The organism is Candidatus Cloacimonadota bacterium (assembly GCA_011372345.1).
Classification (GTDB): Bacteria; Cloacimonadota; Cloacimonadia; order Cloacimonadales; family TCS61; genus DRTC01.
On the sequence record DRTC01000018.1, the window covers coordinates 1 to 11,673 of the forward strand.

Annotated in this window: 9 protein-coding genes; 6 read left to right on the plus strand and 3 right to left on the minus strand. The window is 36.3% G+C overall.

The annotated features are described in order from the left end of the window. The first annotated feature begins 215 nt into the window (after positions 1-215). The 3 genes from ENL20_00350 to ENL20_00360 all read left to right on the plus strand — a co-directional run bounded on the left by ENL20_00350 (position 216) and on the right by ENL20_00360 (position 4,466). Positions 216-2,273 carry a hypothetical protein gene (locus tag ENL20_00350; protein HHE37011.1) on the plus strand — a complete coding sequence of 686 codons (2,058 nt, stop codon included), beginning with the start codon at positions 216-218 and terminating at the stop codon, positions 2,271-2,273. Positions 2,274-2,285: 12 nt separating this feature from the next. After that, a complete protein-coding gene (locus ENL20_00355; protein HHE37012.1) occupies positions 2,286-3,482 on the plus strand; it encodes a hypothetical protein in 1,197 nt (398 codons plus the stop codon). A gap of 219 nt (positions 3,483-3,701) precedes the next feature. Next, entirely contained in the window at positions 3,702-4,466 is a 765-nt protein-coding gene (locus ENL20_00360) for a 5'-nucleotidase, lipoprotein e(P4) family (GenBank protein HHE37013.1), read from the plus strand. Positions 4,467-4,701: 235 nt separating this feature from the next. Here the strand turns inward: ENL20_00360 and ENL20_00365 are convergent, their stop codons facing one another. From ENL20_00365 to ENL20_00375, 3 genes are read right to left on the minus strand one after another with little or no spacing between them, the layout of a single operon-like run. Further along, the gene (locus tag ENL20_00365; GenBank protein ID HHE37014.1) at positions 4,702-5,982 is read right to left on the minus strand and encodes a TldD/PmbA family protein; all 1,281 of its coding nucleotides are present in this window, start codon (positions 5,980-5,982) and stop codon (positions 4,702-4,704) included. Then, positions 5,979-7,421: a TldD/PmbA family protein gene (locus ENL20_00370; GenBank protein HHE37015.1), complete on the minus strand. Its 1,443-nt coding sequence runs from the start codon at positions 7,419-7,421 to the stop codon at positions 5,979-5,981. The genes ENL20_00365 and ENL20_00370 overlap by 4 nt, the downstream gene beginning before the upstream one ends. A gap of 49 nt (positions 7,422-7,470) precedes the next feature. After that, entirely contained in the window at positions 7,471-8,793 is a 1,323-nt protein-coding gene (locus ENL20_00375) for a hypothetical protein (GenBank protein HHE37016.1), read from the minus strand. Between the two features lie 470 nt (positions 8,794-9,263). Between ENL20_00375 and ENL20_00380 the strand changes: the two genes are divergently transcribed. The 3 genes from ENL20_00380 (at position 9,264) to ENL20_00390 (ending at position 11,523) form a co-directional block, all read left to right on the plus strand. Continuing rightward, positions 9,264-9,875 carry a LemA family protein gene (locus ENL20_00380; protein ID HHE37017.1) on the plus strand — a complete coding sequence of 204 codons (612 nt, stop codon included), beginning with the start codon at positions 9,264-9,266 and terminating at the stop codon, positions 9,873-9,875. Positions 9,876-10,087: 212 nt separating this feature from the next. Then, positions 10,088-10,762, plus strand: coding sequence for a TPM domain-containing protein (locus ENL20_00385; protein HHE37018.1), 675 nt, complete (start codon positions 10,088-10,090; stop codon positions 10,760-10,762). Between the two features lie 2 nt (positions 10,763-10,764). Next, entirely contained in the window at positions 10,765-11,523 is a 759-nt protein-coding gene (locus ENL20_00390; GenBank protein HHE37019.1) for a hypothetical protein, read from the plus strand. Positions 11,524-11,673: the final 150 nt, after the last annotated feature.

The window sequence follows — 11,673 nt, forward strand, 5'->3', positions numbered from 1 at the left end:
ATTTAATTTTACATAACCGTATAATTAGGCAGACAGATTTTTTAATAAAATAACATTTCGAAAATAGTAACAAGAATCTTATCAAAATAATACATTCACTTTAACTCCTTATTCATCAACAAAATAAATAATATTATCGAACCGGTTGAAAGCATAAAAACTAATTTGGCATCCAAATTGCAGAATTCTTTTCCGAAAAAACAAGGAGGGAAACAATGAAAACATTGAATCTTATTTTAACTGCTTATTTCTTAATATTTGGAATTTGCAGTCTGGTTGCCGATGTTCCCGCAACCATCAATTTCCAAGGAGCATTAAAAGATGAGAACGGAGAACCGGTTAATGACACTAAAATCATCCAGTTTATAATTTATGATGATGAATTCACAGGTTCGATTGTTTGGAGTGAATATCAGAACTCCGTTGAAATTGTAGATGGAATATTTTCTGTGGAATTAGGAAGCGACACTGCTTTTCCGGAAGGTCTTTTTGACGCATCGGAATTGTGGATCACTTTTCAATTGGGAGGAGATGAGATGTCTCCGCGTCAGCAGATTCTTTCAGTTCCATACTCCCTCATTTCGGAAGAATCAATTTACTCTGATTCCTCATTATGTTCATACTACTCGGTTTCTGCTATTGTTGCTGATTCGGCAAATTATGCCTATTCTCTGGAAGGAGCTCATCTTGGTGATCTTGTTCAGCAGGATGAATTTGGAAATGTAAATATCACCGGTGATTTGACCGCAACTGCTTTTTATGGAGACGGTTCCAACCTGACCGGAATTACCGGAATTTATGATGAAACTTATGTTCATAAAGCGGGACCGGATACAATGTATGCAAACTCGACGGACGGAACATTCCATATTATCAATGCCAATAATTATGGAGCGGGAATTGATATTCATCAAGCGGGAATCGGTATCAACATTCAAAATACCGAACATCGAGGAGTGATAATTGATTCTACAGGAAATGATGGTTTTTATGTGGAATCAGTCGGATCACCTTCTACAACTCAATCCAATCTTTTATCAAATGGTTTTGAAGTTGCCGGAGCAGAAGGAAACGGTGTATTTGTCGGGCAAGCAGATGTAGATGGTCTTCATATTTATAACACAACAAATGATGGAATTCATATTGAAAATGCCGGAGATTATGGAATGTATATCGATTCTACAAGTGATGACGGAATCTACATAGAATCAACCGGTAGTTATGGTATGAAAATCAATAATGCTTCTGATCATGGTTATGTTCTTTATAACGCAGGAGGACACGGCTTATGGATCAGCAATGCTGGTTCGCAAGGTGTTCGCATCAATAATGCCGGACAAGATGGTGTTCGTGTTGGGCAAGCTGGTAATCCTTCGACATCTACGGAAAGTTCAGATGACAATGGTTTTGAAGTTGCTGGAGCGGAAGGAAACGGACTTTATGTGGGACAGGCTGATATAAATGGAATTCTTATCGAATCTGCAGAGGAGGACGGATTTCATGTCAATTTAGCGAATGGTAACGGATTAGATATAGATTCTGCTGGTTCTTATGGTATTGTGATTGGATCATGTAGTAATTCGGGTATGTTTATCAGCTCAACGGGAGCACAAGGAATTTACATTTCTTCTGTTGGTTATAATGGTCTTTATGTCAATTCAGCAAATTATGACGGAATCGATGTAAACGGTGATGTTAACGGTGTCGATGCAAATACAACAGACAGCAGCCATGAATGGGGTGTTTATACTACAGATGATATCCAATGCAGATATCTAACCGAAACCGGTTCACGCACTTATGGTAAGAATACAGGTTCTTCCGTTTTGGAAGCAGGAGATATTGTCAGCCTTTCCGGTGGAATTGATGAAGTCGATCTCGGGGAAGACGATCTAGCGATCATAAATGTTACCAAAGCAAGTAAAGATAATTCCGAAGCTGTGATTGGTGTAGTTGCTTATAAAGTTAAACTAAATGAAGATATCCGGGAATTAAAAGATGATAAAACCGAAATTGAAAAAAGTCTTCGTTTTGACGAAGGAAATGTAAATAATGGAGATTACCTTTCCATTATCGTTTTTGGGCAAGCTGAAGTAAAAGTCATTAAAAACTCTAATATCAAAGCAGGAAAAAAAGTAACCGTTTCCGAAACTGATGGAAAAGTAAGAGAAATCCAAAGAACAGATGATCTCTGGACAACCGGAATTGTCGGTAAAGCCCTCGAAGACTCCAATGGAAAAGACAAGATCAAAGTTTATGTAAATTGCAAATAGGAGGAATCGAACATGAAACATAAAAATATTCGTTCTCCTATCAGTATCCCCATCGTCCCGATGGGAAAAGAAAAATTCAATCAATCATTCCCGAAAGATAACAATAAAAGCGATTTCTCTTTCAGCTCGATTGGCATATTAAAGGGAAACCGTCGAGATGACGATGATACAGCAGCCCCATCGTCCCCACGCGATTCCAAGAAAAAAAAAGAAATCACACGGGCGTCGATGATACTACAAAACCTGCTCTTTTTTATTTTAAGCATGACCATCACTTTCACCCTTTTTGCTGATTATCAATTCGAAAGATGCTCCTTCAATGCTGCCGGCGGACAGCAAACAAACGGAATATATTCCGTAACTACAGCAATTGCCGAAAGAGTGCAAGGTTCGGTTACTGATACTGATTATGATGGTTTTCTCGGTTTCTTGTTTCCTCAACTCGATATCAGAGTTCCAATCATAACTTCCATCGACGATGTTCCTGATGATCAAGGGAGAGAAGTGCAAATCGTCTGGAATAAATGCGGATATGATGATGAATATGCCATCGATACTTATTACTCGATCTGGAGATTAGATGAAGATTTCAGAGTTGTTTTGTTGGGAAAAGATCAGAGCACGATTTCATCTAAAAAAAGAACTTCTAAACAGAAAACTCTTCGTACTGAAAGTTTTCCAAACATTTACTCCGAGCCTTACACAATCATCGAGTTATCGCGTCAGAATCCTAACAAAACATACTTCTGGCAACGAGAAGACGAAGTTTGGACTTACATCGGAGAAACTCCTGCTCTGCAGTATGATGAATATTCCTACATTGCTCCTACTCTGGCAGATTCATCTGAAACCGATACGCATTACTCGACCTTCAAAGTGATCTATCACGACCTTTATGAATATTACGAGTCCGAACCTGATTCAGGTTATTCACTCGATAATATTCCTCCTGATGAAACGCGAGCAGTGATCGCGAAGAACGGAAGTTTTATGCGATTATCCTGGGAAGAAGTGGAATACGGAACTTTCGAGGGAAATCACTACCCGGAAATAAACGGCATCTGGTATAAAATTTATGCGTCAAACTCACCGGAATTTGATTGTGATGAAACGACTTATTTAGAAACAACAACGGATCTGGATTACGATTATCCTCTCACAGGTGAAGATATGAAATTCTTTCGCGTTGTGGTGAGTGATAAACCATAATCGAAAAACAGGAAGAAGTAATATGAACTTCTAAATACAGATTTCTGATTTCGAATTTAAAATACTTAAATTCTCTCCTGGTACAAACGAAAGAGTCTTCCAATATAAATTTTGGGGGACTCTTTTCATTTACTAAATTATTTAGAAATAGAGAGAAAACATTGCCAAAATCCAAGTATCTTTTTTTATTGCAAAAAAAAAAATCAAGGCAGGGATTTTATGAGAAAAATAATCGTATATTTTATTTTTCTGTCATTCATTTGTTTAAATGCAGTCAAGATCAATGAAGAAAAATACCTCACTTCTGTTTTGTGGCAGCAGACTGCTGCAGAATATCGAGCATTGTGTTATCAAGCCTACAACCTTGCTGAAACGAGAATTATGGAAGCAAAAGAAAATGCTACAACAAAAGCAATTGTGGTGGATGTTGATGAAACAATTTTAGATAATTCCTTCTATCGAGCAGAGAAAATCAAGAATGAAGATTTTAATGAATCGTTCGAATATTGGATAAAAAAGGAAAAAGCAGAAGCAGTTCCTGGTGCTTTGGAATTTTTGCAAAAAGCGGACAATCTCCGATTCCAAATATTTTATATCACAAATAGAGATGATAAATATAGAGAATTTACTTTAAATAATCTAAACAAACTTGGATTTCCACAAGTTAATAAAGAACACCTTCTGATGCGGCAGAACAAAATTTCCGACAAGACCGAAAGAAGGGATTCAATTTCTGAAAGATATGAATTAATTCTTCTGATTGGTGATAACCTTCTTGATTTTTCCCAGATTTTTTACGGAGATCACATCCAACACAGGAAAGAACTTGTTGATCAGTATAAAGCCGAATTTGGTAGGAAGTTTATCATTCTGCCCAATCCGATTCATGGCAGATGGAAGAAAATGTTCTTTCATCGTAATGATAAACTTACAGATGAGGAAAAACGCAGTCGTTTGATTGATGGATTGAAAGGGATAGAGTAACACAGAATTGAACTCTGTGGAATTAATCCTCGAATTTACATTTCGACAGAACTCCGTCCGTCCATAGCCGGATGAAGTCCAGTCTAATTTCACATTTTGCAAAAATGTGTTACAATATCGGTGTTTACTTTTCCTTTGTTCGTTTTGCTTGTCCCGTCAAAGTTTAAAACGAAGATGAATTCGTTGCTTACTTTTTTTCTTATCCGCCCCACCCTTGAAAATCCGTGAGCAACTTTTAAAAACTGCTCGTATCCACGAAATTGAAATCCCTGATCAGCATCGTTGGAACTTTTGTATAACTGTCTTTCAGAATACTTGGTCCCAAGGAAAGTATTCTGCAGGTAACATCGTGCAGGACTTCGTTCCACCGGAAATTATTGACTGAATTTTTTATCTTTCCGTTTTCAAAATACATCACACCATCACGCGTCATTCCGGTAAGTTCACCTTTCTTTTTATCGATAAATCGGATGTACCAGAAATTATTAATGATCAAACCGGAATCAACTGAACTCATCATTTCCTGCTCAGTCGTATTCCCACCGTCGATAACGAAATTGGAAAACGAAACAGGTTTCAGATTTTTAAGTTGTGCATAATATCTGCTTGTAGGCAAGTTCTTGAGAATTCCATTCTTTGCCCAGTTTATGTTTTGGTTCGGAAGTCCTTCATTCCCGAATTTGGGAGAGATAAGAGAATTGTCATCGATCGTTGATCTCAAAGTGAATTTGTCTCCGAAGAATTTCTTCCCGAGCTGACCAGTAAAAGGATTCACACCCTCATCAGCATCGCGCATATTCATCATCCAATAAAAAAAAGAAAATAGATTATCCACTGCTGCCGGGCGTAAGATCACATTGTATTTTCCAGGTGCTGTTTTCTGGGGTTTTCCCAGAGAATCGAATTGCGAATTCAATTGCTCGATCTCTTTATTCAGGTTGAAAAGTTTATAATCTTTCATTGCTCGGGATACTTTGGTTTCCACTGTATCTTTTTTCAAGGTCATCGAGTGGGAAAATGACGAAAATTTGTCGAATCCTTCAAAACCATTTTTTGTGATGAGATAAGATCCCCATAGATTTTTACTCGTAATCCCTGATAAAACAGCATCTTTTGATTTTGCATTTTTTACACACTTTCTGATGTTATCAACCATTTCTTCAACTGGAATTGCAAAAGTATTTTGGGAGAAATTGTTCACAACAGGTAATTTGTGTTTCCTTTCTGAAGGAACGAATTCCGGATCCGGCTGATTCAATTTTGCGATTTCCTCTGCTGTCTTGATAATATGTTTTAGAGAATCTTCATCGATCTGGTTGATAGAAGCGGTTCCGGTTTTATTCCCGAAAGCAACATTCAATCCTGCGGAAAAATTGGAACCGTCGATGTGTTGAGTTATCGCATTTTGAGCAAATCTGGTCTTATGGGAATCGGAACGGTTTATGCGGAGAACGAAATCATCTGCAGTGCAATTTTGTTTAATGAATTTTCCGGCTTTTTCAAATATATCTATCATTGTGAACCTCCCACACGAATTTTTCTGAATCGAGTCAGAGATGCTCCGTGCGTCATCCTTCCTGCTTGCATCGGTTGTCCTTTCCCGCAGTTTACGACACCGAAAGGTTTCCAAAAACGCTTGTCACAAATTGCATCTACACTGTTCCAGAATTCGGGATTGTTGGATTTGTAGATGATCTTTTTCAGCGGTCGCACTCTCTTACCATTCTTGATCTCCCAGAACATATCTCCGCCGAATTGAAAGTTTTCTCGATGCTGATCAATAGAGAAAGAACCTTGACCTTCGATGTAAACTCCATCTTCCGTATCGGAAATGAGTTCCTGGGGTGTGAGTGGTTTTTCTCCCGGTTCCAGATAAAGGTTCGGAATACGATTGATCGGGAAATCGTAATAATAGGTGGCTCGATTGCAGCCGCGACTCATTTTTTCTCCAATAAAAGGGGCAGTTTCGCGAGTTGTTCCGTATTCGTTCAGAATGCCGTTTTTGACGATCTGCCATTTTTGTCCGGGAACACCGTCGTCATCGTATCCGGCAGTTGCCAATCCCTCTTCCAAAGTGTTATCACCAGACAAATTCACGATTTCAGAACCGTATTTGTAATTCTTTAATTTTTCAGGAGTAGCAAAAGAAATTCCCGCAAAATCAGCTTCCCATCCGAGAACTCGATCCAGTTCGGTTGGATGACCCACAGATTCGTGCATTGTCAGGGACAAGTGTACCGGATCGAGGAGCAGGTCTCTCCGTTTTTCCTCTTTCAAAGATTCAGCATTTACTTTGATGATCGCTTCTTCTGCCAGAAAAGAAGCCTTTTCCAGAAAGTTATTTTCCAGGATCATTTCCCAGCCTTTTGCCTGTCCTCCGCTCTGGAAAGATCGTGATTGACTGTCATTTTCAGTAACTGCAGTAGCAGTAATCATGGGAGCAACAAAGGTTGTGGAAATATTAAGTTTCGATCCGAGCGTTGATGCAAATATTTTGTCATCTGTTTGAGAATGGACAAAGAACATCGCCTGCTTGATCTCTTGAAAGTTGAGCATGGTTTTATTCACTTCCAGCATCAGATCCACTTTCTCCCGCAGCGGAACCTGGAACGGATCGATCTTTACCGGAGTTCGGTAAGAATCGATGTAACTGCGTTCGCTTGCAAGTTTGATTCCCTCTCCATTCTTGATCTTCGCTGAATTCAGGGCAATTTTGTATGCTCTTTCCACAGTTTTGATCACTGCTTCTTTTGTAAAAACATTGCTATGTGCAAATCCCCAGGCTCCGTTTTTAAGAACTCTGATTCCGTAACCGCGAATGACATTATCCCGTGTATTCTTTAAACTCAAATTCCGCAGATAAATTACTTCTGAATGAGTTGTCTGGATGCGGATGTCAGCATATTCGACACCGAGTGAATCCGCTTTTTCGATGGCTAATTTTTGGTAGTTCACAAATAAACCTCCTCACATTTCCATTTTTTATAATTCATCAGTTTTATCATTAAGAATTAACTCTTTTAGTTTCTAATAAATTGTTTTTTTTCAAGATAGCAATTTGTTCATCAGTAAGTTTTCCGTTTCTATACTTTTTCCTTTGTTTTATTATCCATTGATAAACAGAATTTGATTCAGTATCCCCAGAAACTTTTATCTTTCCATACTTTTTTTTCAATTTGTTAATTTCGATTATTCTCTCGTTAAATGACTTGTAAGGTGGAGTAGTCTGTTTTAGAGAATAATTCATATTTTCAAACAGTTGGATTTCCTCATTGGATAATTTATTAATTCTATATTTATTTCGACAATAATGTAATTTTTTTGCCAAAAGTCTTTCATCTCTTTTTCTTTTTTGGGAAACAGTAGGCCATCTATTCGGATTTCTTTCCCTAAATATTTTCAATTCATTAATTAATTTAGAAACCATTAAAGAAATTGTATCAGTTCCAAAAAAAATATTTAGTTCATTCAGTTTTTTTATTTGAAATTGATTAAGTTCATTTTTTCTATATTTTGATCTTTGTTTACAAATCCAGTAAGATAATTTTCTTTCCTTTTCATACTTTGGTTCCGGTAATCGTTTTGCCGTTTTTACAAAGTGATATAGATTTTTATAATTTTTCTCCCATATTTCAAAACTCCGTTTTTTTATAACATCTCTCTTTATTTGTTCATTAACTTCTTTGAATTTGGAAAAACCAATTAAATCCAGTTGTTTTTTTTGATAATCTTCAAGCTTATTATTTACATATTTATTATATTTATATAAACAATTAATATAAAGATTCCTTTCATCTTTTCTTTTTCCTAAATAATTGGGAAATTCTTTATATGTTTTCAACCAGTTTGTTAATTTTCCATAAAATGTCTCCCATCTCCTTCTGATAAGGTTTTTTAATGGGAATCCAATTCTATTTAACAATTCCAGTTGATGTTCTGTTAATTTATTCTTTTTATATTTTATTCTCGTATCCAGCATCCATACAGCTAATGTGTGTTCAGGTTCTGTTTTATTTTTTTGTTTTGGCCAATAATCTTTGTCTTTTTTAAAATCAGAAAGTTGCTTATATTTCTTATGCCAATTATAATCATGCTGGTTCCAAATAAAATTTATAGAGTTAAGTTTATTTTTCCGATATTTATTTATTTTTGAATTTTTCCGCAGATTTCTTTGTGTACTAATCCATAAATACAGATTGGAATTTTCTTCTTTTGTTGGATATCTGTTGTATTTTTTTATCCATTTACGCAATTCGTTAAATTTTTTTTCCCATGTACCCCTTGATTTATTTTGTAGATGTGTGATCTTGCTTTCAATATTCATCATAAAATTTCCTCTTCATTTACAACCTCTAATATTAATGGATAATAATATTTGAGTCTACTCTATAAAGGTCAAATTCAATAAAATTAGAAACCGTTAAAACGGTTAATACTTTTTCCTGTTTCATTAACCACCAACTTAAGTTGGTGGTTAATAAGAAGATAGAGGTTATTAACCGATTCATCAGTTTCCAAATTTCGGGTAAAATTTCATACATATTCCAAATTATTGCCTTTTTAGAGTGGACTCATATTTGTTTTATTTATTTCTAAATATAATCTCAATAATCATATTTTTCCTTACTTTCTAGTTTTATTTTTTTTTATATACAATTTTTTTTTGTTATAAAGTCAAGGTAAATTATTTAAAATGTCTTAACTTATTGAAATTAATTTTCTCTGATTAAATAAAAATCTTGTGTGTTTATTATGTTTTTTGATTTTTGTTTCTAATGAGAAACAGGAGGAACCAGAATGAGTAAAAAATTTAAAATAGGATGTTTCGTTGTAATAGCTGTCATCATTATAATTGCTATTTCGTTATATTCTTACGGAAAAAACTCTTACAATATGATGGTTACTTTGGATGAAGGAGTGAAAACAAAATGGAGCCAGGTGGAAAACCAATATCAGCGCAGATATGATTTGATACCGAACCTGGTAAATACAGTCAAGGGTTATGCTGAACACGAAAAAGAGACATTTACAGCGGTTACGGAAGCAAGAGCTAAAGCAGGCGGAACTTTCAACATTTCCGAACAGGTGCTGAATGATCCAGCCATGTTCCAGAAATTCCAGCAAGCACAAAGCACTCTTGGCGGAGCTTTACAGCGATTGATGGTGGTTATGGAAAAGTACCCGGAATTAAAAGCTAATCAGAATTTCCTGGCTTTGCAGAGTCAACTCGAAGGAACTGAAAACAGGATAGCAGTCGAACGCAAACGATTTAACGAAGCCGCTCAAATGTATAATGTTTACATTAAGAGATTCCCAAGAGTAGTTCTGGCAAATATGTTCGGATTCACGGAAAAGATGTATTTCAAGGCAACCGAAGGAGCAGAGACGGCACCGAAAGTTGAGTTTTAAAAATTATGGCTCACGGATTACACGGATAAACACGGATTAACAGAACTTGAGTTAAGTTTGCTTTAGCTGACTTGACTTAAGTGAGTTTATCTGATAATATTTTCTGAAATTCTCTAAAAAGAAAATCAAAAAATATTCGGAATGTTGGATTAACATTAATTCATTTTATCCGTTAAATCCGTGTAATCCGTGAACAAGAAAAAGGAGCAATAATGTCCAAAATAAAGTTTACCAAAGAAGAATTAGATAAGATCAAACAAGCCGTAAGTAAAGCAGAAAGCAAAACTTCCGGAGAGATCGCAACTGCCATCATCAAAGAAAGTTATGATTATGCGATCTATGAACTAACTTTTGCTGTGATCTGCGGTTTCATCTATTTCTTTATAATGATGTTTTTCGCTGGAAGTATCGAAAGTATTATCAGGAATATGTTCTGGGAATATTCCAATAATTATCTTCTTATTTTTTATGGCTTTTCCACATTTTTGGTAATCTCGATCTTTTATTTCCTGGCAAATTTATCTTTTATCGACAGGTTGATCATCCCTAAAAAAGTAATGCAGCAGAAAGTGAATGAAAGAGCGGTTCGCTATTTTATGGAATCCGGAGTTTATGATACGAAAGACAGAACCGGTATTTTGATCTTTATTTCGTTTTTGGAAAGGAGAGTCGAACTTCTGGCAGATAAAGGGATAAGCGAGAAAATTCCCAAAGAAAAATGGAATTCCATCGTTGCTCATATTATTAAAGGTGTGAAAGAAGATACTCTTGTTAAGAACCTGAGTGATTCGATAACCGAATGCGGAGAATTGCTGTCTGCACATTTTCCTATAGAACCGGATGATAAAAACGAACTCAAAGACGACATCGAAATCCTGGAGAAATAATTATGAAGAATATAAAATTGTTTGTTTTGTTCGTTTTGTTCGTTGCTAATTATTTTCCGGTTTTTGCATTGGATGTTCCCAAACTGAAAGGAAGGATCAATGATTATGCCGGAATATTGAATTCTTCCGAAGAATCGCAATTAGAAACGGGCTTACGCAAAACGGAAGCAAAAACTTCTTCCCAGGTCGTGTTATTGACAATTCCCTCATTAGAAGGAGAAAACCTGGAAGATTATTCGATTCGAGTTGTAGAAAAATGGCAGATCGGTCAGAAAGAATACGATAATGGAGCTTTATTGCTGGTCGCGTTGGCAGAGAAGAAAGTCAGGATCGAAGTCGGTTATGGTTTGGAACATATCTTAACGGATCTTAAATCGGATTACATCATCAGGAATCTGATCGTTACTGAATTCAAAAGAGGAAGTTTTTTCAAGGGAATTTCTAACGGACTGCTGGCAATGGCAGGTCTGATCTCCAAAGAATTTGAAATTTCCGATGAAGAGATAGCAAAATTCCAACAATCAAAAAAGAAATCCAAAAAAGCACAAATCCCGTTCGGCTTGATCATCTTTGTGATGATGATGCTTCTTGGTTCTTCCCGCAGACGAGGGAGAAGAGGAAGTTTATTACCGATGATCTTTCTGGGAAGTATGCTCGGAGGAAGCGGAAGAAGCAGCAGCGGAAGCGGATTTGGAGGTTTTGGCGGATTCTCCGGCGGTGGCGGAGGTTTTGGTGGTGGTGGAGCTTCCGGAGGTTGGTAATTGTAACTCAATCAATCCTAATTAAGAAAATGAAATGTGAATTCTGTAAATTAAAATCTAATACTGAAAACAATGAATTCTCTCCGTAAGATAGTTAAGTATTCTTAAATCATTAGCTTCCTTCATACTATTATCTAACTGAGTAAATAC